A 24,295-nucleotide genomic window follows, 5' to 3' on the forward strand; every position below is an offset into this window, starting at 1 on the left:
CCTGCCCCCGGCATCAGTGCTTGGTGCCGGTCATGCTCTGCAGTACGCCGTCACGCCGGATCAGCCCGTGGAACAATGCCGCGGCCAGGTGCAACAACACCGTCAGGAACAACAGGTAGGCGAGATAGCCGTGGGCTTTGCGCAACAGCGCAAACAACGGCGCGTTCGCCCCGACCAACGCCGGCAGCTGCACCGAACTGCTGAGCATCACCGGATCGCCGGCCGCCGAAATCATCGCCCAGCCCAATAGCGGCAACACCAGCATCAACGCGTACAACACCAGATGGGACGCCTTGGCCGCCAACACTTGCCACAGTGGCAAATCGACAGGTAACGGCGGTTGCCGGGTGCAGAAGCGCACCACCAAGCGCACGATCACCAGCGCCAGAATCGCGATACCCAGTGGCTTATGCAGGTGAATCAGCCACTCATGACGCTCCGACACGGATGCCACCATCCCCGCACCGATAAACAACATGGCGATGATCATCAGTGCCATCAGCCAATGCAGCAGGCGCGCCAGCGGCGCGAAAAACCTGGGTTGAGCATTCATGGCTTCGACTCCTGTGGGGTGCTATGCAGGGGGCTGACTTCACCCGCTCGGCGCAGGTATGAACTGGAATAAGCGGCGGAACGCGCGGCCAGCAATGGGTCGCTGGAGGCTTCGATGCCACTGGGCAGAACCAACGGGTCGAAGTTGATATCGCGGCAATCACCATCCGCTTGTGGCTGGCTGCTTTGCAGCACCAGGGTGCCGGCGTTGAGCACCTTGTGTTCACCGGTCCAGGGCTTGCTGGCGTCGTCCACTGGGTCGCCAGGGTTGGCCAGGGTCATGTTCAACTGCCAACGCAGCGGCCCGGCAGCCAAGCGCTGCACCAGGTCTTTTTCCAGAAAGTCGCTGCCCGGCGGCGCACTGTCACCCGTTGCGTCCTGGCCCTGTGGCACAACGCCCCAACGTACGGCCTGGCGCTTGCCGTCATTGCCCACCAGGTAAAACGCATTGATGCCGTTATAGGTTTCGGTGGCATAGCTGGCCGACGGCCTGGCTGTCTTGACCCACGCCAGGAACGGCGCCGTCTCCGGGTGCGCGGCAAAAAACGCCGGCATGTTCGCAGGGTTCGGCTTGCCGGTGGCCGGGTCCGGCGCGCCAGCCTTGAGCATCTGGTAGAACGCCTCGGGCGTGCCCACCGGGAACACCGGCATGCTGTTCATCCCCGTACGCCATTGCTGGCCGTTGGCCTGGCTGAACTGCACGGCAAAACTGCGGATGGGCACACTGCTGTCCGGCGCATAAGGGTTACCACTGGGCAAGGCAAATCGGCCCACCACCGGGGTTTTCGCCGCACTGAATACTTGTGCGGTGGAGTATGCACGCGCCTCGGGACTGCTCTCGAAATAACCGGCTACACACACGCCCTTGGCATGATTGCGCCGGAAGCCCGGGTGCAGGCCATTATTGGTTTCCAGTGCGTTGACAAGGGTCTTGGGGCGTAGACGCTGTGGGTCCAGGGTGCCATTAACGTAGGCAAAAGCACCGGCAACGACAGCAACCACGACGCCGATACCGGCGAGCCGTGCGATCAGGCTCGCCGTGCTCAACGGAGGACGGGGCGGTGATGAGTGATCTACCATGAAGTGACTCCAGGGCCAGAGGCCTAAGGGTGAAACATAAGGTCGGAGCATTAAGACGAACGCCGATACCCTCTATTCCCTCGCCTTGGATTTATTTCTCAGGACAGGGAATAACCTTCAACGCCGGACGTCTCTCTAGTCCCAGCGTAGTAACCAGCCAGATGCCCATGCATGAACTCGACGAACAGTTACGTGAACTCATCCCCAGGTTGCGGCGTTTTGCCGTGTCCCTGACGCGTAACACCAGCAGTGCCGACGACCTGGTGCAAACCACCCTGGAACGGGCAATCACCCGCTGGGGCGACAAACGCGCCGAAGGCGACCTGCGCGCATGGCTGTTCTCGATTCTCTACCGGCAGTTCCTCGACGCCCACCGCCGCAGCCGTCGGTATGCACGCATGCTCGAATTCTTCACCGGCCGTGACGACACACACCCTTCGGTAGAACGTACGGTGATGGCCCAATCGACCCTGCAAGCCTTCGACCAGCTCAACACCGAACAACGCGCCCTGCTGCTCTGGGTCAGCGTCGAAGGCTTGAGTTACAAGGAAGTCGCCGAGATTCTCGACGTACCTGTCGGCACGGTGATGTCGCGCCTGTCCCGGGCACGCCAAGCCTTGCGTCAACTCAGTGATGGCGAAATTGCCAGCCCTTCCCTGCGGATACTCAAATGATCAGCCTGCCCCCCAGCGAACGCGATTTGCATGCCTACGTTGACCACCAGTTGTCGGAGAGCGACCGCCGCGTGCTCGAAACCTGGCTGGCCGCCCACCCCGACGTCACGGCTCAAGTGGAAGCATGGCAACGGGATGCGCAGTTGCTGCGCGCGTCCCTGAGCGGCGCCTTGCAATCCCCGGCCAACCCCGAACTGGACCCGGCGCTGATTCGCCGACGCCTCAAGCATCAAACGCGCCGCCACTTCGCCAGCGCCGCCGTGCTGTTGATCGCCGTCAGCCTCGGCGGCCTGGGCGGCTGGCATGCCCGCGAAGCCACGCAAACGCCTCTTTTACCGATGGCCGATGCGATGCAAGCGTTCCGCCTGTTCGCCCAGGACGGCATCATGCCGGCCGATTACCAAACCCAGGACGGCGCTGCGATGCAGGCTTGGCTGGACCGCTATTTCAACCGGGCCCATCGCCTGCCCGACCTGAGCCCGGCGGGCTTCAAACCGGTCAGCGGACGCCTGCTCACCACTGAGCAAGGCGCGGCCGCCATGGTGCTGTACGAAGATGCACAAGGTCACCGCCTCAGCTTCTACATCCGGCCACCCGGCCCGAACAACGGGTTCCTGCCCCGTGGCAGCCGCAGCGCCGACGGTTTAGAGGCGCAGTACTGGTCCGGCGGCGGGTACAACTACGCCATGGTCAGCCCGGCGGATCAGCCGGGCACACCGCTGCTGAAGTTCTAGAACCCCACATCCAGCACCACGTTATCGAGGTAGGTTCCGCCCGGTGGCGTGGCCTGGTCGGTGTAGATCCTGGCGTTGTAGTTGAACACCTGGCTGCCGGTGCCCAGGCCGTTGCCGGGGTTGATTTCCGCCGAGGAACTGGCGCGGCGTGTTGCGCCCACGCTCCCCCAACGGGTGCTGCCGGCGCCTTGGAAGATGTCGTAGGCCAAAAAATAACTGCCGGAAATCATCTGCCGCCGCCCGCCCACACTCACCGGGTTCTGCCCGTCGCCGAGGCCGACGGTATAAGCGCTGCCCTTGGTGCAGGCCACACTGGCCTGGCCGGTGACAGTCGTGAAGGCACTGACCACCGGCGCGCTGCCGAACGCGATTGCCGGCGTGGTGATCTGGCAGTCATTGGCCACGGTCATGCTGACGTTCAGCGTCGTGGTGCCGCTGCCGGTATCCCGCCCCGCACAGATGCCGCCAATGCCGATGCCCGCGCAATAGTTCCAGCTCCATAAAATGCTCAATGTCTCGCTGTACAAGCCCGCCGCCACGTTACTGCCAACGGTGGTAGCGAAGTACAGCGGCAAGGTTTTTGTACCGGGGCCGAACACCAGTCCCAGGTTCGCGGCAATGCCGCCACTGCCGCCGAAGTCAAACGCCGTGCCCCGCGTAATGGGAAACGACGCGGTGTTATTGCCGTAGAGCGTATAGCTGATGACATCACCTGTCGGCCCGACCATGCCGCCTTGCGCCGAACCGGTAATGGTTGCGTAGAAATGATCACTGGAAGTCAGTACCGACAGCAACGCCGGTGTGCAGCTGATACCGCTGTTGGTGGTCGAACTGGGCTGGGACGTGGTGCGTACCGTCATCGAGCTTACCGCCGTACCGAAGCTGGCCGGCACCGAGGCCACCGCCGAGCAGGCGGCCTGCACCTGTAACGACACGCCCACGCTCGCCATCACCCCTAGCCATTGCTTGCCCCGCACTTGCACACTCCTTATGTCATTGGCACACCAGTGGCCCAATCAATGGCACTTGCTGCTCCTGCGTGATATCCAGCTCGAACGTGGCCTGGCACGTCTGGCCGTCGCCGAGGGTGACTTGCAAGGTGTTATGGGCCGCCAGGTTTTCCAGGTACACCAAGCCATCCCAGCCCACCACCGCCAAGGCACCGCTTTGCTCGTGGCGTACCTGGCTGCCCAGAGGCAGTTCCTCATGCCGGGTATCGACCAGCGTGACGCTCGCCGAGAGCACCCGACGCATCGGAAACTCCAGCAGATAGCCGCTGCCTCGGCGCACGGCCACGCGTTGCTCGACATTGGGCACCTGCACGTTGGCCGGCAGGTTCAGCGGGTCAATTTCATATTTGGCGCGGTAATAGGCGCTGGTCCACGGCACCAGCAGGTGCCCGCTGCGGTCGGTCTCACCCACCACCTGGTTTTCGTAGCGCACCGGTATACCGCTGAAGCCCTCGGTGCTCACCACCACAAACGCATCATTGACGCGGTTGGCGGCGAACACTTGACTGTCCATCCACACCAGCGATCCGCTGGCGTCCGCCCAACGGGTTTCGGCGTCGCTGCTGCCATACACGCCCGCCTGCAACTGCACCGACTGCAAGCGCCAGGTCAGGTCGGCCTGGCGATACGCCGGCCCATCACCACTGGCGTAACCCAAGTCAAAGCCCACCCCGCCTTCGGCCGGTACGGCACGGCTGTAGTTGACGCGCTGCAGACTTTGCCCGGTTTTGCTGCGTTCGCTGCCGACGCTGAGGCTGCCGTAGACATCGAAAGGAATAACCACCTGCGCTTGCACTGCCCAATTGCTGTCGCCGACCTCACGGTTGGCCGACAGGTAAAAACTGCTGTTGCGCCACAACGGCTTGCTCCAGGTCAGGTTCACCAGGCGCGTACGTGAATCATCGGCCGCCTGCACATCAAAATAACCGACGCCCAGGCTGCCGAAATCGTTGAGGTTCAGGCTCAAGGTCGCCTGCTGGCTTCGTTTGCTCAGGCTGGCATAAGGCGTGTCGATCAGGCTCAGGTCGGCGTATTGATCACGACGCTCTACCCGCTGGTACGACAGGCTGTAGAACGGGTTGCTGTATTGGTAACCCAGGCTGAATTGCTGGCCGGTCCGGCCGTCGTACCGGCTTTGGCTGATAGCCGTGTTGAGCACACCGAAGGTGCCCATTCGCAGGTTGCCACCGACGCCGCCCAGGTTCAGGTCGTTGGAGGCTTCGGCGTGGCTTTCCAAAGTGAACGCATCCGACAGCCCATAGCGAAACGTACCGCTGACCAGCCCGGGGCCATAACCGAAATCACGCACGGTGTAATCACGACGCAGATTACCCGCTGTCACCGAAAAGTCCGACAAACCCTGTTGCAACAGCGTACTGGTGACATAGAACGGCACCGTGGTCGACACCTGCCGGCCCAGGGTATCGGTAGTCACCACCACCGCTTCCCCCGCACCATTGATAAAAGGGACGTTGGTCAGGGTGTAGGGACCAGGCTGCAGATCGGCACTGCTGGATTTATAGCCGTTGATAAACAGGTCCACCGACGACGGCACCGCAGCCTCGCCGGCGAACTGCGGCAATGGGTAGGTCACCAGGTCCGGGCGTACCGCGAAGTCCCGCGACACCTGCACCCCGCCCAGGCGCACCGAGGTGCTCCAGGGCAGCGCGCCGCTGATCACATCCCCCGCTTCGTAGGTCAGCAGGCGTTCGTCATCGGAAAACCGCCAGGTGCTGTCATACCGTCGGTAAGCATTGTCCAGGGTGCTGCCGGCAGTCTCGCGGCCAATGGTGGTGCGGTACTGCCCGGTGTTGGAGAAGGTTCCCCAGGTATCGAACAGCCGCACTTCGTTAAAGATGCCGAGGTAGGTGCCCGCGTCATCGGTGTTGTTCAGATAGGCATCGTAGTTGAGCATCGCGCCAAAGCTGGTCAACGCGGGAGTGCGCGGGTAGTTGTTGCGATTGCCGATAAACTGCTCCGGCAACCACGCGGGCGGCACCGTGAGCATCAGGCGCTGGGCCTGGCTGTCGTAGTCGCTGTGCAGGCCCGGCAGGTTATCCAGCGCGATTTCGCTGCCGACGTCCCCGGGCAGTTTCATACCCACCTCTTGTAGCACCGACGCCGGCAGGAACAATTGCCCGGCGCGCTGATTGACCGCGACCACACGGTCGGTGTCCCGCTGGTTGACCACCAATTCCAGGAACAACTGTGCATCGGCAACAGCCTCCATGCTGCTGGGCGGCGGCGGCAACGGTGCGGCCACGCCCAGCGGCGCAAGCACCAGGCCGGACAGGCCACTCACCACCCGCACCGTTCGCCATAGACATCGAGCCCGATCCGGGCTCACCAAGGCTTTGTGTCCATCAATGGACATCTCCATCCGTTAACACCTGGGGCTGTTCCATGCCCTACCGCATTGCTCTACCGCCCCGGCGCAAGGCTCTCCAATTGCGTCGCGCCATTGATGCGTACCTGTAGCGGTTGATCGGCGGGTAACCCATCCGGTGCCGGCCAGCGCATGGTCGCACCCGGCAACACGTAGCCCAACAACCCCTCCACCAGCGGCCTGGACTGGCCGCCCTGCTTGAACGCGGCATCGGTCAATCGCGCATGCACGGCGCCCTTGTTGCGCATTTCGACGTAGCTGCGCCCCCCCACCGTGACTTTCTTCCAACTCAAGTCAGGTTTGCCTGCGCTCTTCGGGTCGCGATCACGGGTACCGTCGTCCTTACTCCACAAGCCTGGGCCATAGGCGAACAAAGGCACCGAATAACGCATCTGGAAGCGGATCGCGGCAGCGGTCTTGCCATCGGCAGGCGTAACAATAGGTGTGGCCGATGGGATTTCATCGATGATGATGCGATACGCCAGTTCCTGGCCCGGCGGCACCGCCTTGGTACGGGTCAGGCGCACCAGTTGCTTCTGCCCCGGCTCGATCTTCGCCACGGGCGGGCTACCGATGACGTCGCGCTGGTTCTGGTACTGCTCGTCAAAGCCACTCTGGGTCCAGCCAAACACACGGACCTGCAGGTTGGCCGTCTCGGTGCCACGGTTCTCCAGCCACAGCGCGCTGGCCTGTTGATCGGCCTCCAGCACTGGGTCGATCGGCCAGATCAATACCGAACTGGCGGCCTGCACATGCCCAACACCCGCGATCATCAAGCCGATAACACCCGCGATCCATCCTCGCCGGGAAGCTGCATACATAAATCCCACTCCTTGTGCCGATCGCTTTACCACGACAGCTGCACCTGCAGCGTGTCGCTGTACGTCCCCCCAGGCTGATTACCCGGTAACTGCACTCGCCCATAAATCGGCAAGGTGATGCTGTTGGCGTTGCTGTAGGTCACGCTGACGCTCTGGCTGATCCCCAGGCTCTGGCTGAAGGCTGCGTCCCGAAACAACTGGTAAGCCACTTGGGCAGTGCCGCTATTGAGCTGCATCCGCCGACCGCTGTTGTTATGCAAACCGCCATCGACGCTCATGCTCAGCGCGACCCCCGGCGTGCATTGCAGGGTCACGCCGCCGGTGAGCGCAACGGATGCCGTGCTGGTCGCCAACGCTGAATAGGTGCCGAACGCCAGGCTGCCGTAATCCGTACCGCCGCCAACCACCAGGCACCCCGGGGTGATCGTCGCACTGACCTGGAACGACTGGCTGGTCACGGCCAACAGCGACACCGGCATGCCCCAGCCCAGGCAAACCGCCAACGCCGCCCACCCAACGCGGTTCATGCGTTTAGAAGGTCAGGGTCACGGCAACGGTGTCTGTATAGGTGCCGGCCGGCAGCCCCGCCTTGCCGCTAGCCTTACCGTAGATATTCACGGCCTGGGCGACCCCCGTGCTCGGCGCCAGGTTGATCACCCCACCGATGGCCAGCAGGTTCGAATGGCCACTGTCGGTGTAGAGGTCGTAAGGCACGTAATTGGCCACGCCGTCGTACAGAGCACGTCCACCACCGGCGGACTTGCCATCGTTGGCGCCTGCGGACACCGTCAACGAGGGTGAGGTACCCGCCGAACACAAGATCGACAACGCCCCGCCGCCACCACCCAGCACCTGGCCGGTAGCTTGGGTAAACAGGCTATTGGCGGTGCCGAAGTTCAACGTACCGAAACTCATCCCGCCGGTCGCCGCCGCACCGTTGACCAGGCAACTGCTGGTCAACACCAGGGTGGAAGTCACCGTGCCGGCCACCGTGGCCGCCTGCGCACCCGACACCCACGCCAGTGCCATCAAGGGAAAAACTGCTTTGGAGACAAGTGCATGCATGATATTCATCCTCATGGTTTACCAATCCAGAGTCACCGTCAGGGTGTCTGTGTAGATGCCGGCCGGTAAGGCCTTGGTATTCGCCACCACCGAGCCGAATAACAGGATCGGTACTCGTGTGCCCTCGGTCATGACGAAATGGTGTTGCTTACCGATGCTGTAGGAGATTCTCCCCAGCGGATCGGCCGACAACTGATACGGAATGCTCTGACGACCATTGCTCAGGCGCCGCGTAGTTCCGTCACCATTGGTGCCACCGTCGATGGTCACTTTAAAACTGCTCACCACCGACGGGTTGCAGGACACCGACAGCGGTGCCTTGGTGACGTTAGTAACGACCGCGCCCACAGGGTTGGTCCAGGTTGGGCCCTTGCTGCCGAAATCGAGCATTGCGGTGCCGCCTGTCGAGCTGAGCGGCGTCGTCACGCCGCCTGTACTCACCTCGCAACTGGCAATGATCACCAGACGCGCCTGAACCTGCCCGCTGACCGCCGCTTCGGCGTCATCGGCCAGCAGCAACAAGCTGCCCATGGCCACAAGGGCCCAACCCCGGCTTACCATGTGACGGTGACCTTGAGCAGGTCGGAATAGCGGCCGACGGCGGGGATATCCTTCAACGGTTCGATACGGCCATACAGCGGCAGGTCGATGCTGCCGGACTCCGGCACGCGCCCGCTCAACGGCTCATTCACGGGCAAGGGGATACGTCGCGCGGCGTCAGCGTACAGGCGATAGGGAATGGGTCGGGACGAAGGTGCAGCCGTGGTGAGGTAACGCACTTCACCGATACCACCATGCAAGCCGCCATCCACGCGCACTTGGTAGGGTGTATCGGGGTTACATTCCAGGCGCGGTTGGCGCTGACTGATCAGCGCGGCGCTCAAGGGGCCGGCCGGGTCGTCCAGACGCGGGCCACTGCCGAAGTCCAGCACCCCCAGCTGTTCGATACCGGCACTGCGGGTGGCGCCCACCAACTGGCAGCCACGCTGCACGTTGATCTGCACCACCACCTGCAATTGCGCACCGTAAACCGTACTGCCGAGCATGGCACCCATGACTGCCAATACTGTGTGTCCCTTCACAGCCCCAATTCCTTATACAGGGATACAAACTTTGTATGAGGTTAGACATTTAAAGAGAATCCGCCAGTTTGCGCGGCGCCACGCACGCGCCATGCCTTTTTGAGATAACGGTGGGCACCCTTCTCTATTGGTCAAATCGCGCCCGGCCGCCTAAAGTAGGCGACCACCGAAACACAGAGCGACTCGCATTGGCCGTGCCTTCCCTGATCCAACGCCTGCTGGGTAAAAAAACCGACGTCTCGGACACCTCGCCTATCACGACGTTTTTTCAACAAAAAGCCGCGCAACAGGGCTATACCCTCAGTGACGGCCAGACCCAGGCGATTGCCGCCCTGGCCCGTGAAACCCGGCACCTGCTCACCGGTCAACGCACACGCAGCCTGTACCTGCATGGCCCGGTGGGGCGTGGTAAAAGCTGGCTGCTCGATGGTTTTTTCCAGGCGCTGCCGATAGTCGAGAAGCAGCGCGTGCACTTCCACGATTTTTTCGCCCGCCTGCACCAGGGCATGTTCCAGCACCGCGAACACACCGACGCCCTGGCCGTCACCCTTGATGAGCTGCTGGCGGGCTGTCGCGTATTGTGTTTCGACGAGTTCCATGTGCACGACATCGGCGATGCCATGCTCATCAGCCGCTTGTTCAAGGCGTTGTTCCAGCGTGGCGTATGGGTGCTGGCGACCTCCAATTACCCACCCGATGGGTTGCTGCCCAACCCTCTTTACCACGAACGTTTCAAGCCGGTGATCGACCTGATCGCCACGCGCATGGACGTAATGGAGGTCAGTTCGCCGCAGGATTTCCGCAGCCTGCCCCAGGCCCACGCCGAACAACGCTTTACCGAAGGGCAATACGTGTGGCCCGGCACCGCGCAACAGCGCCAAGACCTCGGGTTGCCCGCCGCCGACTCCCCGCCCCAACGCTTGAGCGTCGGCACCCGACAGTTGACGTACCGCCAGCGGCAGGCGCGCACCATCGCCTTTACCTTCAACGACCTGTGCGAGCAACTCACGGCGGTGATGGATTACCTGCTGCTGTGCCAGGACTACGATCACTGGATCATCGACGGCCTGCCCCAACTGGCAGAGTGCCCAATTGCCGTGCAACAGCGTTTTATCAACCTGGTAGACGTGCTCTACGACCGCGATAAGCGCCTGACCCTGATCGGCCATCAGCCGCTGTCGCACGCCCTGGAAGGTCAGGCCATCGACCTTGCCCGCACGGCGAGCCGCCTGAGCCAATTACAGACGGTCTGCCCGCAACGGGCATCCGACCCGGTATCATGAGCGCCATTTACGCCTACCTTGCCGAGTGATCGCGTCGTTCATGAATACCCTCGCCCAACTCAAGGCCGGCCAATTGGCCGGCGCCCAACGCCTGGACCTGTCCTGCGGGCTGACCGAATTCCCGCCGGAAATCTTTGAACTGGCCGATTCCCTGGAGATCCTCAACCTCACCGGCAATGCCCTGAGCAGCCTGCCCGACGATCTTCACCGCCTGACCCACTTGCGCATCCTGTTCTGCTCGAACAACGCCTTTACCGAGTTGCCGGAATGCCTGGGCCAGTGCGCCAAGCTGAGCATGATCGGCTTCAAGTCCAACCAGATCAGCCACGTGCCCGCCGCCGCCCTGCCGCCGCTGTTGCGCTGGCTGATCCTCACCGACAACTGCATCCGCCAATTACCCGACGAACTGGGTGAACGGCCGTTGCTGCAAAAGCTGATGCTGGCCGGTAATCAACTGGAGCACTTGCCGCAAAGCCTGACCCATTGCCACAACCTGGAGTTGATCCGCATCGCCTCCAACCGCTTCACGCAACTGCCCGAATGGCTGCTGAACCTGCCCAGCCTGACCTGGCTGGCCTATGCCGGCAACCCGGTGGAAACAGCGACGGTGGTGGCCGATGACCCCACCACAGCGAATATTCCCTGGCCCGAACTGGAACTGGCCGAAGTGCTCGGAGAAGGCGCCTCTGGAATCATCCGCAAAGCCCTGTGGAAGCCGTTGGCCAAACCTGTCGCCGTCAAACTGTACAAAGGCACCATCACCAGCGACGGCTCGCCCCTGCACGAAATGCAAGCCTGTATCGCTGCGGGCCTGCACCCGAACCTGATCAAAGTGGAAGGCCGCGTGGTCGGCCACCCCGACGACCAGGCCGCGCTGGTCATGGACCTGATCGACCCGAGTTACCGCAACCTGGCAGCCCTGCCCAGCCTGGACTCTTGCACCCGGGATATCTACGAAGCCGGTACTCGCTTCAGCCCTGAGGTGGCGTTACGCATGATCCGGGGCGTAGCGTCGGTGGCGGCGCACCTGCACCGCCAAGGCATCACCCATGGCGACCTGTACGCCCACAACATCTTGTGGAACGCCGTGGGCGATTGCCTGCTGGGAGATTTTGGCGCGGCCTCGTTCCATGCGACGACGGACACCCTGGAAACCAGGGCATTGCAACGTATTGAGGTGCGAGCGTTCGGGGTGCTGCTGGGGGAGTTGTTGGAGCGAATTGACGGTTCGATCGATGAAAGGCTGGTGGCGCTGCAGCAAATCTGCTGCCAGCCCGATGTGTCGAAGCGGCCAGGCTTCCAGGAGATCGAAGCGCTGCTGCAGTCTATTCAACAGCGCTGAACACATGTAGGAGGGGCCAGTCGAATCGTCGCCCGCCCCTCTCACACCTCAGCCGGCCAGACCGACGAACATGTCCTGCACGTCATCATGGTTGTCCAGGCCTTCCAGAAAGGCTTCGACTTCGGCCATCTGCTCATCGGTCAAACCGCTGACCGGGTTCTTCGAGATATAGCCCAGTTTGGCCGACAGCACGGTGAACCCCTGCTCAGGCAGGGCTTTCTGCACAGCGTCGAGGTCGGTGGTTTCGGTGATGAACAGGGTGGTGCCTTCTTCCTCGCCCTCTTCGAAATCCTGGGCACCAGCTTCAATGGCGGCCATTTCCGGATCGGCGTCCGGCGTATCCGGCGACGCCTCAATCAGGCCGACGTGATTGAAGTCCCAGGCTACGGAGCCCGAGGCCCCTAGTTGGCCCTTGCGGAACGCCACGCGGATTTCCGCCACGGTGCGGTTGATGTTGTCGGTCACGCATTCGACGATCAACGGTACCTGGTGCGGGGCGAACCCTTCATAGGTCACGCGGTGGTACTGCACGGTTTCACCCAGCAGGCCGGCGCCTTTCTTGATGGCGCGGTCGAGGGTTTCCTTGGGCATCGAAGCCTTTTTGGCCTGCTCCACCACCAGACGCAGGTGGGCGTTGGTCGCGGTGTCGGCACCGTTACGGGCGGCGATGGTGATTTCTTTCACCAGCTTGCCGAAGATCTTGCCCTTGGCATTGGCTGCCGCTTCTTTATGTTTGACTTTCCACTGTGCGCCCATGACTCACTCTCTTCTCGTCCATCGCACCGAAACGTCTACTGGCCGGCGCTTTGGGGGCAGAGTTTATAGGGCAAAAACGCTCCAATCCACCAAAAAACCGTCAAGAGGCCAACTCGAAAAACGCCTGGATCAGGCGTAATGAGCGACGCCGCTCCACGCAACCGAGCATGTGCCGGTTGACCAGCCCATCACCTCGCAAGGCAATCGCCTGCACTCGAGGGTCGGGGCTGACCTCCATTGACGACACAACGCCCACGCCCAATTCAGCGGCGACCGCTTCGGTTACCGCTTCGCGGCTATCCAGCTCCAGCAGCACTTTGGGCTGTACACCGCGCGCCTGGCAGGCGTCATCAAAGGTGCGCCGGGTGATGGAACCGGGCTCACGCAGCACCATGATCACCTCGTTGAGCTGCTCCAGGGCGATCCCCCCGGACTGCCTGGCCCAGGCATGGCCCGAAGGCACCAGCGCGCAGATCCGCGACTCACTCAAGGGCTGCAAATGCAGGCCATGGCGCGGTTCCACCTCGGTCAGCACCGCCACATCCGCATGTTCGGACAGCAACGCCGCCAGGGTTTCCTGAGCATTACCCAGGCGCAGGTTGACGGTGATGCCCGGGTAACGCGCACGCAGGCTGGCAATCATCGGCATCACCAGGTGCGGGCCATCCGCCGCCACTTCCAAGCGCCCGCTCAACAGTTGCCGGTTGGCCTCCAGCAGCGTCTGCGCCTCATCCACCAGGCCGAAGATCGCCCGAGTGATGGCGGCCAGGCGCGTCCCTTCCTCAGTCAGCTCCACCCGCCGTGCCGTACGACGCAGCAGCGGGATCTGGTAGTGCTCCTCCAGCGCCTTGATATGCCCGGTCACTGCCGGCTGGCTGATAAACAATCGTGCCGCCGCCCGGGTAAAGCTGCCCTCGCGGGCCACGGCATCGAATGCGCGCAGTTGGAATAAATTCATAGCTATCGGCCTCACTGATAGCTCGCATAACAACAAACAATTTGATTGATGACAACCCAAACTGCAATTTAGGCGCCGTAGATTGACTCGACCGCTTCATGAGGAGCTGCAATGACCCCGCCGATTCTGCTGACGCCCGGCCCGCTGACCACTTCCGCTCGCACCCGCCACGCGATGAGGGAGGACTGGGGCTCATGGGATGAGCGTTTCAACCAACTTACCGCGGGTGTCTGCGAGCAGTTACTGGCGATCATCAACGGCGCCGCCAGCCATCATTGCGTACCGTTGCAAGGCAGCGGCACCTTTGCCGTCGAGGCCGCCATCGGTACCCTGGTACCACGCAACGGCAACGTGCTGGTGTTGATCAACGGCGCCTACGGCAAGCGCCTGGCGACGATCTGCGAAGTGCTCGGCCGTTCATTCACCGCCTTTGAAACCGCCGAGAACGAACCGATCACCGCCGCTGACGTGGACCGCCTGCTCCAGGCGGACGAAAGCATCACCCACGTCACATTGATTCACTGCGAAACCAGCACTGGCATTCTCAACCCACTGGCGTCGATCGCCCAGGTGGTGAAAAACCACGGCAAGCGCCTGATCATCGACGCCATGAGTTCGTTCGGCGCCATTGCGATCGATGCCTGCGAGGTGCCTTTCGATGCCCTGATCGCCGCCTCGGGCAAGTGCCTGGAAGGTGTACCGGGCATGGGTTTCGTTTTCGCGGAAAAACACGCACTGGCCGCCTCTCAAGGCAATTGTCATTCCCTGGCGCTGGACCTGTTCGATCAACACAGCTACATGGCCAGGACCGGCCAATGGCGCTTCACGCCGCCGACCCATGTGGTCGCTGCCCTGCACGAAGCGCTGGTGCAATACGCCGAGGAAGGCGGGCAGCCGTCGCGCCATCAACGCTACGCCAACAATTGCCAGGCGCTGCTGGAGGGCATGGCCGAACTGGGCTTGCGCAGCTTTCTGCCGGCCGCATTCCAGGCGCCGATCATCGTCACGTTCCACGCTCCGCAAGACCCGCATTACCAATTCAAGGCGTTTTATGAACGGGTCAAGGCCAAGGGCTTCATCCTGTATCCCGGCAAATTGACCCAAGTGGAAACCTTCCGCATCGGCTGCATCGGTCATATCGATGCCACCGACATCCGCGCCGCCGTCACCGCCATCGCCGAAGCGCTGCACGCCATGCACATCAACCTTTCTTTGCCTGGATCACCCGTATGAACTATCAGAACCCTACTACCCTGCAGGCCGTGATCCTCGATTGGGCCGGCACCGTGGTCGATTTCGGCTCCTTCGCGCCCACGCAGATCTTTGTCGAAGCCTTCGCCGAATTCGGAGTGCAAGTCTCCATCGAAGAAGCCCGTGGCCCGATGGGCATGGGTAAATGGGAGCATATCCGCACCCTGTGCGATCAGTCGCAGGTGGCCGAACGTTATCGCAAGGTGTTCGGCCGCACGCCTACCGACGATGACGTCACCGCCATCTACCAGCGCTTCATGCCGCTACAGATCGAGAAGATCGGCGAGCACTCGGCGCTGATCCCCGGCGCCCTCGACACCATTGCCCGTCTGCGTGTGCAGGGCATCAAGATCGGCTCCTGCTCAGGCTACCCCAAGCAGGTGATGGACAAGGTGGTTGCCCTGGCTGCCACCAATGGCTACATCGCCGACCATGTGGTTGCCACCGACGAAGTGCCCAACGGCCGACCATGGCCGGCCCAGGCCCTGGCCAACGTGATCGCACTGGGCATCGACGATGTAGCGGCCTGTGTGAAGGTCGACGACACCGTGCCGGGCATCCTTGAAGGCCGCCGTGCCGGCATGTGGACCGTGGCCCTGACCTGTTCCGGCAATGCCCTTGGCCTGACCTACGAACAGTTCCGCGCCTTGGACGAACCGACCCTGGCCGGCGAACGCACGCGCATCGAAAAACTGTTCAAAGCCTCGCGTCCGCATTACCTGATCGACACCATCAGCGACTTGCCCGCGGTGATTACCGCAATCAACCAGCGTATGGCTAACGGGGAGATGCCCCAAAGCAGTTGAACAGGTCGAGTACCGACCAGATGCAGCCCTCACCTCGGCATGCGTGGTGAGGGCCGACGCGAACTTTTCAGGTCAACTCGAGCGCATCGCAGGGATAGGGTTCCTTAGGACCACCCTTCGTGCGGATAATCCCGATCCCAGAACGTCGACTGCAGCAGTCTACGTTGCCGTCATAGCCGAATTGAACGCCTCCCGGTGCAAATACCACACCTTTCCCCCCTGAGGCGCGCAGCTCCGGCCAAGTGGTGCGCCGAACATAAGCTTCCAGGCCCAGCCGTTTAAAACCGTTGCCTACATCCTTGCCACTCTGAACAACGTCGAGGGCGTGATCGAAGCTGTCCAGGCCTGTTTCGAGTTGGACCCGCTTGATACTGGCGGCATGCATGAAGTTGACATCCATGGCCATATCGGGGTGCGACGGCGACCATATGCCGGTCCTTTTTTGTGCCTTTTCGATCTCTTGTGGAGACAGCGTAAGTTTGAAACCGTCACGCATTTCAATGTGATAACCATCGCCATGATTTTTTATATCGGAGTAAATTCCCAGAGGACTCTGACCATACTTCATCATCGCCGCTTTAATCGCGGACTCATTATCGGTGTATCTTTTATTACGATTAAGCTCGACCCAGACACAGGCGGGCATTTCGCCCTTTTTCGTCGAGGAAATATGCGCAAGCTTCTGTGGCTCGGATTGTATGGAAACTTCATGACTCTGTTTTTTTATTGCCGCCGGTGCGACTGTATGTGGCTTCACCGGTTGTTCATTCACGACCTCTTTGCGACTGAAAAGCCGATTAAGCATCTGGATAAGCGTGGCCAAGGCTTGCATTAACGCCGCGATTTCATTGGAGGAAGGAGCAGAAGGGGTTGACGACGCAGTTACAGAATCGGCAAGTGCCATCTGCTGTTGCCCGGCATTTTTAACCACGCGGGGTTCAAACTGATCGCCCTTATAATGCATAGCGTTTGAGTTAGCCGAAAAACCATTAATCATACAACAGCCTTATCCGTTAATTGAGTTTTCATAGGAGTAAAAACAGAAACAACCTTGAAGCACACGCATCCTGCCAGCCCACGCCCGACAACTACAAGCACCAACTTCGAACAACTTATGTCTATTACTTTATTTATCTTAAGCCAACTTTCCGACGCACTCGCAAATAGCCGCCTTACTCAATCTATATATATGCCACACATCCGAGTGGCCTCTATCCTACAAACCAGAACGACGAGCGCCTGCCCAGGCACGGTCCCGCAACAACTGATAGAGATCAAAACAACCGCACTTACACCGGGCAAAACCCTCAAAACAGGCTTACAGTTAAAGTACTCCGTCACCAAAGAACGGAGGTTTGCCCTGATGAGTGAGGAACCCAGCGATGCCGTGGAAAAATTCCGATACGCGTTACAGCACCATGTCAATTGCGCTGCATTGGTTGATGGTGGTGCTGCTGGCGGTGGTTTACGCCTGCATTGAGTTTCGTGGGGTCTTTCCCAAAGGCAGTGGCGGTCGGGCATTGATTGTGGAAATGCACTTCATGTTCGGCCTGACCGTGTTTGTACTGGTTTGGCTGCGTCTGTTCGCACGCGCATTGGGCGTCGCGCCGAAAATCCTCCCGGCACCGCCGCCCTGGCAGGCGGCACTGGCGACACTGATGCATGTGGCGCTGTACGTATTCATGATCGGCACGCCGATTCTGGGCTGGCTGATCGTCAGTGCCCAAGGGCATTCCGTGATGTTCTACGGGATAGAATTGCCGCCCTTGATCGGCGAAAACAAAGACTTGGCCAAGCAGATCAAGGAGTGGCATGAACTGAGCGGCACCGTCGGTTATTGGCTGATCGGGCTGCATGCATTGGCGGGGATCTACCACCACTACATCGTGCGCGATAACACGGCGCTGCGCATGATGCCGGGCAAGCGCGCTACCCCGTGAACCCTCGGCGGCCTTGCAGGCCGCCGGTATGGATGAAGATCAACCGGGTGCCAGGCGTGAAGCGTCCGGCCTCGATCCGCTGTTTCAACGCAAGCAATGCTTTACCGGTGTAGAGCGGCTCCAGCGGCAAGCCACATTCCTGTTCGGTGGCCTCGATAAAGTCGAGCAACACCAGGTCGACCTTGGCGAAGCCGCCCCGGCTGGCGTCCAGCAGTTCATAACCGCCCTGCACGATAGCCTCGACGTTCTGCGCAACACCGTGGTCATCCGGCACGGCCATGGCGCCGTACACCGGATGCGCCCCCGCTTCAGCCATCACCAGCCCCGCCAGCGTCGTACCGGTACCCACCGCCAACCACCAACCGTCATAACCCGACCAGCCCAACGTGGGCAATTGTGCGCGAGCCTGCTCCACCAGTACCCCACAGCCCGTTGCGCCGGCCCTTCCGCCACCGCCTTCGGGCACCGGATGCAGGTGCGGGTATTGCTCGCGCCAGGGTAACCAGAAGTCCGGCGCATGCCGCGCACGATAGCCGCCATAGCCCAGCCAATGCAGCTGCATGCCGAAGGCTTTGAGGTCGAGGACGGTAGGCGTGTCTTGAGGGTGGCCGCGCAACAGGCCAACGGTGGGGAACCCCAGACGTTGCCCGGCCGCCGCCAAGGCATGCAAATGGTTGGAGTAAGCGCCGCCCAGGCTGATGATGCCGCTGGCGGCCAGCGCTTGCGCCTGTGCCAGATGCCCGGTGAGCTTGAACCACTTGTTGCCGCTGATCAGCGGGTCGATGCGATCCAGGCGCAATACCGCCAACTCGACGCCCTTCAACCAGCCCAGGTGCAAGGGTTCAAGGGGAGCTTGGGGAAGCCAGTCGAAGGGACCCATCGGGGGATCTGCATAAAAAACGGGGCGGTAGTCTAACACCGCCCCGCTTCGGACCTTACAGCTCTGCAGCGAGACGGGAGCCCTGGTTGATCGCACGCTTGGCATCCAGCTCGGCCGCCACATCGGCGCCGCCGATCAGGTGCACGTTCTGGCCCGCCGCGACCAGGCCGTCGTGCAACTCGCGTAGCGGGTCCTGGCCCGCGCAGATCACAATATTATCCACCGCCAGCACCTGAGGCTCGCCCTCGGCGCCGATGCGGATATGCAAGCCCTCATCGTCGATCTTCAAATACTCGACACTGTTAAGCATCTGTACCTGTTTGTTCTTCAAACCGGTGCGATGAATCCAGCCGGTGGTCTTGCCCAAACCGTCACCGACCTTGGAGGTCTTGCGTTGCAGCAGGAACACTTCACGTGCCGGCGCATGGGGCTGGGGCTTGATCCCGGCCACGCCGCCACGGGCTTGCAGGTGAGTGTCGATGCCCCACTCCTTCCAGAACGCTTCACGGTCCAGGCTGGTGGACACCCCCTGGTGCACGAGGAACTCCGAGACGTCGAAACCGATACCGCCGGCGCCAATCACCGCCACACGCTTGCCCACCGGCTTGCGCTCCAAGATCACGTCCAGGTAACTGAGCACCTTGGCATTATCAATACCCGGGATCGCCGGGGTGCGCGGTGCAATACCAGTGGCCAGGATGATCTCGTCATAACCGCCTGCCGCCAGTTGCGCCACATCCACACGGCTGTTGAGGCACACCTCGACATGGGTGGTCTGCAGTTTGCGCTTGAAGTAGCGCAGGGTTTCATAAAATTCTTCCTTGCCCGGCACGCGCTTGGCGATGTTGAACTGGCCGCCGATTTCACTGGCCGAATCGAACAGCGTCACTTGATGGCCGCGCTCGGCAGCCACCGTTGCCGCTGCCAGGCCGGCCGGGCCGGCGCCGACCACGGCGATTTTCTTGATCTGTTTGACCGGCAGGTAGTTGAGCTCGGTCTCGTAGCACGCTCGAGGGTTGACCAGGCAGGTGGTCAGTTTGCCGCCGAAGGTGTGATCCAGGCAGGCCTGGTTGCAGCCGATGCAGGTGTTGATTTCATCGGCACGCCCGGCCGCAGCTTTGTTGACGAACTCCGGATCGGCGAGAAACGGCCGCGCCATCGAGACCATGTCGGCATCGCCTTCTGCGAGAATCTGCTCGGCGATTTCCGGCGTGTTGATGCGGTTGGTGGTGATCAGCGGGATCTGCACCGCACCGCGCAGCTTGGCGGTGACTTTGCTGAATGCGCCACGCGGTACCTTGGTGGCGATCGTCGGGATACGCGCTTCGTGCCAGCCGATACCGGTGTTGATAAGGGTCGCACCGGCTTGCTCGATAGCCTTGGCCAACTGCACGATCTCTTCCCAGGTGCTGCCGCCTTCGACCAGGTCAAGCATCGACAGGCGGAAGATGATGATGAAGTTCGGTCCGACGGCATCGCGCACACGGCGCACGATTTCTACCGCCAGGCGCATGCGGTTTTCGTAGCTGCCGCCCCAACGGTCGGTACGGTGGTTGGTGTGGGCCGCGAGGAACTGGTTAATGAAGTAGCCTTCGGAGCCCATGATTTCCACGCCGTCGTATTCGGCGACCTGAGCCAGCAATGAACAGGTAACGAAATCCTGAATCTGTTTTTCGATGCCCTCTTCGTCCAGCTCTTTGGGCTTGAACGGGTTGATCGGCGCTTGAATCGCGCTCGGCGCCACCTGCTTGGGGCTGTAGGCATAACGGCCGGCATGGAGGATCTGCATACAGATCTTGCCGCCCGCTTCATGCACCGCCTTGGTCACGACCTTGTGCTTCTGGGCTTCTGCGTCGGTGGTCAGCTTGGCCGCACCGGCGTACACCCCACCCTCATCATTCGGGCCAATGCCGCCGGTGACCATCAGGCCCACACCGCCCCGGGCGCGTTCGGCAAAATAAGCCGCCATGCGCTCGAATCCGCCGGGTTTTTCTTCCAGGCCGGTGTGCATCGAGCCCATCAGGGTACGGTTGCGCAAGGTGGTAAAACCCAGGTCCAACGGGGCCAGCAGATGCGGGTAGGCAGCAGCGGTCATGGTCAAGCTCCACAACAGATCATCACGGGACGTGGGGCATTCGTATGACACCCCATCGGTTTATGTCCCACAGACTAAGAGCCGGTGGACCCGCGCTCAATGACTGAAACTGACAAGTTATTGATCCAAATGTACAGCGCCCCTTGGCAAGGCGCCCCCTGGGCCCTACCCTAGTCGCGAACCCTGCACCCGGTCTGTTGTCTGTTGCCCCATGCGTAAACTTTTAGCCTTCACCGTCACCCTGGCCCTGATTGCCGCCGTCGCCGCGTATCTGGTCTGGACCCAGGAGCGCCCCGTGGCGCATTACCTGTCGGACCTGCGCATCACCCTGGCCGTCAACGAAGGTGTGCCAGCTGATCGCGGCAACCTGTTGGGCATCCAGCCGGAGCTGTTCCCCGCCGACTACCAGAGCCCGGAACGCCTGCACCTGAAACTCGCGGCCTACCTGCAAAAGGCCCGGGACCAGGGGTTGATCAACAGCAAGACCATCGTGGTGCTGCCGGAACATATCGGTACCTGGCTGATGTTGGGTGGCGAGAAAAACGAGCTGTACCAGGCCATCCACCTCAAGGACGCGATGAACTGGCTGTCGGCCAGTAACCCATTCCTGTTTGCCCGCGCCTGGCTCGGCGCCACCGGCGAGAATCGCATGGACGACGCCTACCTGCGCATGAAAGCGCCGGCGATGGCCCGCGACTATCAAGCGCTTTTCGGCGGCCTGGCCAAAGAGTTCGGCGTCACCTTGGTGGCCGGCTCCATCGCCCTGCCCGATCCGAACGTGAGCCAGGGGCAACTGCAGATCGGCCATGGCGCGCTGTACAACGCCAGCCTGGTGTTCGGCGCCGACGGTTCGCCCTTGGGCCAGCCCCAGCGCCAGCTCTACCCCATTTATGACGAGCGCGGTTTTATCCAACCGGGCGCTGAAGACCTCGTCAGTGTGGTCGACACGCCGGCCGGACGCCTGGGCATCCTGATCGGCAGCGACAGCTGGTACCCGGACAACTACCGCAAGCTCAATGAACAAGGCGCGCAACTGGTCGCGGTGCCGGCCTTTGTAATCGGCCGCGACACGTGGGACCGGCCGTGGCGCGGCTTCAAAAGCGTGTCTACACCGTCCGAAATCAGCCTCAAGCCCGAAGAACTCAGCGAAGGCGAAGCCTGGCGCCGCCTCACCCTGATCAGCCAGCAGCCCATCAGCCAGGCCACGGCGGGCATGAGCGTGTTTCTGCGTGGGCAGTTCTGGGACCTGGGCACCGCCGGGCACAGTTTTTTGAGCAACAACGGGCAGATCACCGCCGACAGCGACGCCCGTGGCGCACGCCTGTTGAATATCTGGTTGTAGCCCCTTGAAGCCGGTGCGCCTTGGGGATCTGTCGGTGGGTTTCGTGCACACCCTGGCCGACGCCGTCCACAGCCACGGCCTTGACCCGCAACCGCTGCTGCTGCAATACGGCCTGGACCCGGCACGCCTGGCCGAGGCTGGCGCACGCCTGTCGATCCCGCGCTATATGCGCCTGGGCCACGCTGCTATCCAACTGACCGGAGACCCAAGCCTGGGCCTGCGTATGGGCGAGCTCAGCCGCTTGAGCCAGGCCGGACTGGCAGGCGTCACCGCCGCCCAGGCGCCCAACGTGCGCGAAGCCGCACGTACGCTGACGCGCTTCGAAGCCTTGTACGGCTCCAACTATCGCGGGCAGTCGAGCTTTCATGAGGATGCTGAAGGCGCCTGGCTGCGCTTCTATTCCATCAGCCCCTACAACGCTTACAACCGTTTTGTGGTGGACTCGATCATCGCTGGCTGGCTGCACCAATTGTCGAGCCTGGCCCAGCAACCCATGCGTGCGCAGCGTATCGACATCGAGTTCGAAGCGCCCGAATACAGCGAACACTACAGTGCGCTCGGAGACATCCACTTCGGCGCCGACGCCAACCAACTGCGTCTTGGCCAGGAGACCCTGGCCCTGCGCAACCCACAGCACTGCCCGAGCACTTGGCATCTGTTGCTGCAGTTGTGTGAAAGGGAGTTGGAACAGCTGACCCGCACCCGCAGTCTGCGCGAGCGCATTACCCGTTTGCTCGGGCCGATGCTCAATGGCGGCCGGGAACCCGACCTGGAAGAAGTGGCGGCACGCTTGAAGCTGCCAACCTGGACACTGCGCCGCAAACTGGCCGAAGAAGGCACTCAGTTTCGCGCGATTCTCAACGATACCCGCCGCGACTTGGCCATGACCTACATTCGCGACACGGAACTGGCGTTCGGCGAAATCGCCTACTTGCTCGGTTTTGCCTCAGCCCAGGCGTTTCAGCGGGCGTTCAGGCGGTGGAACAACCAGACCCCAGGGGAATTTCGCCGCAGCCAGCGGCATTCCGCCTGAAGTCGGGGTTACAGCTCGGTAGCGTCGTCAACCGGATCCAGCGGGTCCAATTCAAACGCCTGGTACTCCAGCAGTTCTTCCTGGTAATCGTCCATGGTCAATCCTCACTGTGTTTAATGTCGTTGCAAATAAATGACCTGCATAGACAGCCTAAAGTGCCGTGATGACGAAAAAATGTCTGCGTCATGATGTTCCTGCATTCAAGCGTTAAACGTTATTGACCACTCAATCGACGAAAACTGCCCGCATCCCGCGGCCCCGAAGGCGCGGAAGATGAGGAGTGCGAGGCGGCAAGCAGGCTCAGGTGCAACTGACGGGCAGTGGCTCAAGCCTGCGCGGGGTGCAGCCTGATTTACTGCGCAGGCGTCGGCAGGGGCGGGATCGCCTCTGTCGGCGGCGGCAAATCGGTGCGCGTGGCTGCCGGTGCGGGTTCCGCTTGCGGCACAATCGGCGCTGCCTCGGCGGGCGGCGTGACTGGCTGTGAAACGGCTGGCGACGAAACGGCAGGCGTCGAAACGGCAGGCGACGAAGCGGCTGGCGACGAGGTGGCAGGCACGTCCTTCGGTGGTTCAATCTTCTCCGCAGCGGGTGCAGCTTTAGGCTCCGGGATCCCCAGCTCAGCTTTAGGCTGCTCGGCGGCCTGCTCGGCCGGTTTGGCTTCCTGCGGCAGGAACACATCCACCAGCGCGAAGTAACGCTCGTAGAACTTCGGTGCCGATACGGTCTCACTCGCCACCTTCACCATCGAGTCGTCGGTGGAACCGATGGGCATCGACACGGAGCCCAGTACGCCTACACCCAGGCTCGCGGAATTGTTGACCTTCTTCAGCGCATACCGATCCTGCAAGGCGTTGGCAAACATCGTCGAATGATTGTTGCCCTTGCCATCATTGGCGCACACCACATTGAAACTGATCTGCATGTGGGTTTCGCCGGTTTGCTGGAAGCTCTTGTTGCCCACGACCAGTTTAGGATCGCTGCTGGTGATGATGTAGCCCTGGCTCAGCAGTGCTCGACGCGCCGCCTCGCAGGACGCAGTAGCGCTGACCGGATAATCACGGGAAAACGTACCGGAATCGTCGAAGTTCTCATGTTCATAAATAGCGGTCTTGGGCGACGAGCAGCCCGCGGCGCCCGCCAACACAAGCGCCAACCCGAGGCTACGCACGTGAAATGATGTCGACATCGAAAATCCTGAGGAAAAC

Annotated in this window: 24 protein-coding genes; 9 read left to right on the forward strand and 15 right to left on the reverse strand. The window is 61.6% G+C overall.

What is annotated here, in order from left to right; all coding sequences use genetic code 11:
• Positions 1 to 13 precede the first annotated feature (13 nt).
• Positions 14 to 553 (reverse strand): cytochrome b, encoded by a 540-nt coding sequence (locus tag M5B97_RS13860; RefSeq protein WP_248731744.1) that lies wholly within the window; start codon positions 551 to 553, stop codon positions 14 to 16.
• On the reverse strand, positions 550 to 1,632 hold the full coding sequence (locus M5B97_RS13865; protein ID WP_248731745.1) for a catalase family peroxidase: 1,083 nt from the start codon (positions 1,630 to 1,632) through the stop codon (positions 550 to 552). Before M5B97_RS13865 ends, M5B97_RS13860 begins: the two co-directional genes overlap by 4 nt.
• 167 nt (positions 1,633 to 1,799) lie before the next feature.
• Here M5B97_RS13865 and M5B97_RS13870 point away from each other — a divergent pair, with 167 nt between their 5' ends.
• Positions 1,800 to 2,306: a sigma-70 family RNA polymerase sigma factor gene (locus M5B97_RS13870; RefSeq protein ID WP_248731808.1), complete on the forward strand. Its 507-nt coding sequence runs from the start codon at positions 1,800 to 1,802 to the stop codon at positions 2,304 to 2,306.
• Positions 2,303 to 3,040 (forward strand): anti-sigma factor, encoded by a 738-nt coding sequence (locus M5B97_RS13875; protein WP_123717864.1) that lies wholly within the window; start codon positions 2,303 to 2,305, stop codon positions 3,038 to 3,040. Before M5B97_RS13870 ends, M5B97_RS13875 begins: the two co-directional genes overlap by 4 nt.
• On the opposite strand, the gene M5B97_RS13880 is transcribed toward M5B97_RS13875, so the two are convergent.
• The 7 genes from M5B97_RS13880 to M5B97_RS13910 all read right to left on the reverse strand — a co-directional run bounded on the left by M5B97_RS13880 (position 3,037) and on the right by M5B97_RS13910 (position 9,404).
• Entirely contained in the window at positions 3,037 to 3,990 is a 954-nt protein-coding gene (locus tag M5B97_RS13880) for a spore coat U domain-containing protein (protein WP_248731809.1), read from the reverse strand. The two genes, M5B97_RS13875 and M5B97_RS13880, sit on opposite strands and share 4 nt — an antisense overlap.
• Positions 3,991 to 4,033: 43 nt before the next feature.
• Positions 4,034 to 6,430, reverse strand: coding sequence for a fimbria/pilus outer membrane usher protein (locus M5B97_RS13885; protein WP_248731746.1), 2,397 nt, complete (start codon positions 6,428 to 6,430; stop codon positions 4,034 to 4,036).
• Positions 6,431 to 6,471: 41 nt separating this feature from the next.
• The gene (locus M5B97_RS13890) at positions 6,472 to 7,209 is read right to left on the reverse strand and encodes a molecular chaperone (RefSeq protein ID WP_248731810.1); all 738 of its coding nucleotides are present in this window, start codon (positions 7,207 to 7,209) and stop codon (positions 6,472 to 6,474) included.
• A 74-nt stretch (positions 7,210 to 7,283) separates the two neighbouring features.
• On the reverse strand, positions 7,284 to 7,784 hold the full coding sequence (locus M5B97_RS13895; RefSeq protein WP_123717868.1) for a spore coat U domain-containing protein: 501 nt from the start codon (positions 7,782 to 7,784) through the stop codon (positions 7,284 to 7,286).
• 4 nt (positions 7,785 to 7,788) lie between these two features.
• The gene (locus tag M5B97_RS13900; protein ID WP_123718727.1) at positions 7,789 to 8,322 is read right to left on the reverse strand and encodes a spore coat U domain-containing protein; all 534 of its coding nucleotides are present in this window, start codon (positions 8,320 to 8,322) and stop codon (positions 7,789 to 7,791) included.
• 18 nt (positions 8,323 to 8,340) lie between these two features.
• A complete protein-coding gene (locus M5B97_RS13905) occupies positions 8,341 to 8,883 on the reverse strand; it encodes a spore coat protein U domain-containing protein (protein WP_134657732.1) in 543 nt (180 codons plus the stop codon).
• Positions 8,877 to 9,404, reverse strand: coding sequence for a spore coat U domain-containing protein (locus M5B97_RS13910; RefSeq protein WP_123717870.1), 528 nt, complete (start codon positions 9,402 to 9,404; stop codon positions 8,877 to 8,879). The genes M5B97_RS13905 and M5B97_RS13910 overlap by 7 nt, the downstream gene beginning before the upstream one ends.
• 188 nt (positions 9,405 to 9,592) lie before the next feature.
• Between M5B97_RS13910 and zapE the strand changes: the two genes are divergently transcribed.
• Both zapE and M5B97_RS13920 read left to right on the forward strand, forming a co-directional pair.
• Positions 9,593 to 10,687 carry a cell division protein ZapE gene (gene zapE, locus M5B97_RS13915; protein ID WP_248731747.1) on the forward strand — a complete coding sequence of 365 codons (1,095 nt, stop codon included), beginning with the start codon at positions 9,593 to 9,595 and terminating at the stop codon, positions 10,685 to 10,687.
• Between the two features lie 40 nt (positions 10,688 to 10,727).
• A complete protein-coding gene (locus tag M5B97_RS13920; RefSeq protein ID WP_248731748.1) occupies positions 10,728 to 12,029 on the forward strand; it encodes a protein kinase in 1,302 nt (433 codons plus the stop codon).
• Between the two features lie 48 nt (positions 12,030 to 12,077).
• Here M5B97_RS13920 and M5B97_RS13925 read toward each other — a convergent pair whose 3' ends face one another.
• Positions 12,078 to 12,785: a YebC/PmpR family DNA-binding transcriptional regulator gene (locus tag M5B97_RS13925; protein WP_123717872.1), complete on the reverse strand. Its 708-nt coding sequence runs from the start codon at positions 12,783 to 12,785 to the stop codon at positions 12,078 to 12,080.
• A gap of 100 nt (positions 12,786 to 12,885) precedes the next feature.
• Positions 12,886 to 13,743 (reverse strand): LysR substrate-binding domain-containing protein, encoded by an 858-nt coding sequence (locus M5B97_RS13930; protein WP_248731749.1) that lies wholly within the window; start codon positions 13,741 to 13,743, stop codon positions 12,886 to 12,888.
• Between the two features lie 111 nt (positions 13,744 to 13,854).
• On the opposite strand from M5B97_RS13930, the gene M5B97_RS13935 reads away from it, so the two are divergent.
• Both M5B97_RS13935 and phnX read left to right on the forward strand, forming a co-directional pair.
• Positions 13,855 to 14,976: a 2-aminoethylphosphonate--pyruvate transaminase gene (locus M5B97_RS13935; protein ID WP_248731750.1), complete on the forward strand. Its 1,122-nt coding sequence runs from the start codon at positions 13,855 to 13,857 to the stop codon at positions 14,974 to 14,976.
• Entirely contained in the window at positions 14,973 to 15,800 is an 828-nt protein-coding gene (phnX, locus tag M5B97_RS13940; protein ID WP_248731751.1) for a phosphonoacetaldehyde hydrolase, read from the forward strand. The genes M5B97_RS13935 and phnX overlap by 4 nt, the downstream gene beginning before the upstream one ends.
• 67 nt (positions 15,801 to 15,867) lie before the next feature.
• On the opposite strand, the gene M5B97_RS13945 is transcribed toward phnX, so the two are convergent.
• The gene (locus M5B97_RS13945; RefSeq protein ID WP_248731752.1) at positions 15,868 to 16,797 is read right to left on the reverse strand and encodes a hypothetical protein; all 930 of its coding nucleotides are present in this window, start codon (positions 16,795 to 16,797) and stop codon (positions 15,868 to 15,870) included.
• Between the two features lie 385 nt (positions 16,798 to 17,182).
• Between M5B97_RS13945 and M5B97_RS13950 the strand changes: the two genes are divergently transcribed.
• Positions 17,183 to 17,740, forward strand: a complete 558-nt coding sequence (locus M5B97_RS13950; protein ID WP_134657740.1) for a cytochrome b — start codon at positions 17,183 to 17,185, stop codon at positions 17,738 to 17,740.
• Here the strand turns inward: M5B97_RS13950 and M5B97_RS13955 are convergent.
• Complete coding sequence (locus M5B97_RS13955) at positions 17,730 to 18,620, reverse strand: 1-aminocyclopropane-1-carboxylate deaminase (protein ID WP_248731753.1); 891 nt, start codon at positions 18,618 to 18,620, stop codon at positions 17,730 to 17,732. The genes M5B97_RS13950 and M5B97_RS13955 overlap by 11 nt on opposite strands.
• Positions 18,621 to 18,675: 55 nt before the next feature.
• Positions 18,676 to 20,715 carry an NADPH-dependent 2,4-dienoyl-CoA reductase gene (locus M5B97_RS13960; protein WP_248731754.1) on the reverse strand — a complete coding sequence of 680 codons (2,040 nt, stop codon included), beginning with the start codon at positions 20,713 to 20,715 and terminating at the stop codon, positions 18,676 to 18,678.
• A 211-nt stretch (positions 20,716 to 20,926) separates the two neighbouring features.
• Between M5B97_RS13960 and M5B97_RS13965 the strand changes: the two genes are divergently transcribed.
• Both M5B97_RS13965 and M5B97_RS13970 read left to right on the forward strand, forming a co-directional pair.
• On the forward strand, positions 20,927 to 22,057 hold the full coding sequence (locus tag M5B97_RS13965; protein ID WP_248731755.1) for a nitrilase-related carbon-nitrogen hydrolase: 1,131 nt from the start codon (positions 20,927 to 20,929) through the stop codon (positions 22,055 to 22,057).
• Positions 22,058 to 22,061: 4 nt separating this feature from the next.
• Positions 22,062 to 23,090, forward strand: a complete 1,029-nt coding sequence (locus M5B97_RS13970; RefSeq protein WP_248731756.1) for an AraC family transcriptional regulator — start codon at positions 22,062 to 22,064, stop codon at positions 23,088 to 23,090.
• A 352-nt stretch (positions 23,091 to 23,442) separates the two neighbouring features.
• On the opposite strand, the gene M5B97_RS13975 is transcribed toward M5B97_RS13970, so the two are convergent.
• Complete coding sequence (locus M5B97_RS13975) at positions 23,443 to 24,276, reverse strand: DUF2242 domain-containing protein (RefSeq protein WP_248731757.1); 834 nt, start codon at positions 24,274 to 24,276, stop codon at positions 23,443 to 23,445.
• Between the last annotated feature and the right edge of the window lie 19 nt (positions 24,277 to 24,295).

This window comes from Pseudomonas sp. MWU13-2517, from assembly GCF_023242545.1.
Taxonomy (GTDB): Bacteria; Pseudomonadota; Gammaproteobacteria; order Pseudomonadales; family Pseudomonadaceae; genus Aquipseudomonas.

What these genes read in the sequence shown, in the direction of transcription:
- M5B97_RS13860 (WP_248731744.1), bottom strand. Translation starts at nt 553, where the DNA reads ATGAATGCTCAACCCAGGTTTTTCGCGCCGCTGGCGCGCCTGCTGCAT.
- M5B97_RS13865 (WP_248731745.1), bottom strand. Translation starts at nt 1,632, where the DNA reads ATGGTAGATCACTCATCACCGCCCCGTCCTCCGTTGAGCACGGCGAGC.
- M5B97_RS13870 (WP_248731808.1), top strand. Translation starts at nt 1,800, where the DNA reads ATGCATGAACTCGACGAACAGTTACGTGAACTCATCCCCAGGTTGCGG.
- M5B97_RS13875 (WP_123717864.1), top strand. Translation starts at nt 2,303, where the DNA reads ATGATCAGCCTGCCCCCCAGCGAACGCGATTTGCATGCCTACGTTGAC.
- M5B97_RS13880 (WP_248731809.1), bottom strand. Translation starts at nt 3,990, where the DNA reads ATGGCGAGCGTGGGCGTGTCGTTACAGGTGCAGGCCGCCTGCTCGGCG.
- M5B97_RS13885 (WP_248731746.1), bottom strand. Translation starts at nt 6,430, where the DNA reads ATGGAGATGTCCATTGATGGACACAAAGCCTTGGTGAGCCCGGATCGG.
- M5B97_RS13890 (WP_248731810.1), bottom strand. Translation starts at nt 7,209, where the DNA reads ATGATCGCGGGTGTTGGGCATGTGCAGGCCGCCAGTTCGGTATTGATC.
- M5B97_RS13895 (WP_123717868.1), bottom strand. Translation starts at nt 7,784, where the DNA reads ATGAACCGCGTTGGGTGGGCGGCGTTGGCGGTTTGCCTGGGCTGGGGC.
- M5B97_RS13900 (WP_123718727.1), bottom strand. Translation starts at nt 8,322, where the DNA reads ATGCATGCACTTGTCTCCAAAGCAGTTTTTCCCTTGATGGCACTGGCG.
- M5B97_RS13905 (WP_134657732.1), bottom strand. Translation starts at nt 8,883, where the DNA reads ATGGTAAGCCGGGGTTGGGCCCTTGTGGCCATGGGCAGCTTGTTGCTG.
- M5B97_RS13920 (WP_248731748.1), top strand. Translation starts at nt 10,728, where the DNA reads ATGAATACCCTCGCCCAACTCAAGGCCGGCCAATTGGCCGGCGCCCAA.
- M5B97_RS13925 (WP_123717872.1), bottom strand. Translation starts at nt 12,785, where the DNA reads ATGGGCGCACAGTGGAAAGTCAAACATAAAGAAGCGGCAGCCAATGCC.
- M5B97_RS13930 (WP_248731749.1), bottom strand. Translation starts at nt 13,743, where the DNA reads ATGAATTTATTCCAACTGCGCGCATTCGATGCCGTGGCCCGCGAGGGC.
- M5B97_RS13935 (WP_248731750.1), top strand. Translation starts at nt 13,855, where the DNA reads ATGACCCCGCCGATTCTGCTGACGCCCGGCCCGCTGACCACTTCCGCT.
- phnX (WP_248731751.1), top strand. Translation starts at nt 14,973, where the DNA reads ATGAACTATCAGAACCCTACTACCCTGCAGGCCGTGATCCTCGATTGG.
- M5B97_RS13945 (WP_248731752.1), bottom strand. Translation starts at nt 16,797, where the DNA reads ATGATTAATGGTTTTTCGGCTAACTCAAACGCTATGCATTATAAGGGC.
- M5B97_RS13950 (WP_134657740.1), top strand. Translation starts at nt 17,183, where the DNA reads ATGCCGTGGAAAAATTCCGATACGCGTTACAGCACCATGTCAATTGCG.
- M5B97_RS13955 (WP_248731753.1), bottom strand. Translation starts at nt 18,620, where the DNA reads ATGGGTCCCTTCGACTGGCTTCCCCAAGCTCCCCTTGAACCCTTGCAC.
- M5B97_RS13960 (WP_248731754.1), bottom strand. Translation starts at nt 20,715, where the DNA reads ATGACCGCTGCTGCCTACCCGCATCTGCTGGCCCCGTTGGACCTGGGT.
- M5B97_RS13965 (WP_248731755.1), top strand. Translation starts at nt 20,927, where the DNA reads ATGCGTAAACTTTTAGCCTTCACCGTCACCCTGGCCCTGATTGCCGCC.
- M5B97_RS13975 (WP_248731757.1), bottom strand. Translation starts at nt 24,276, where the DNA reads ATGTCGACATCATTTCACGTGCGTAGCCTCGGGTTGGCGCTTGTGTTG.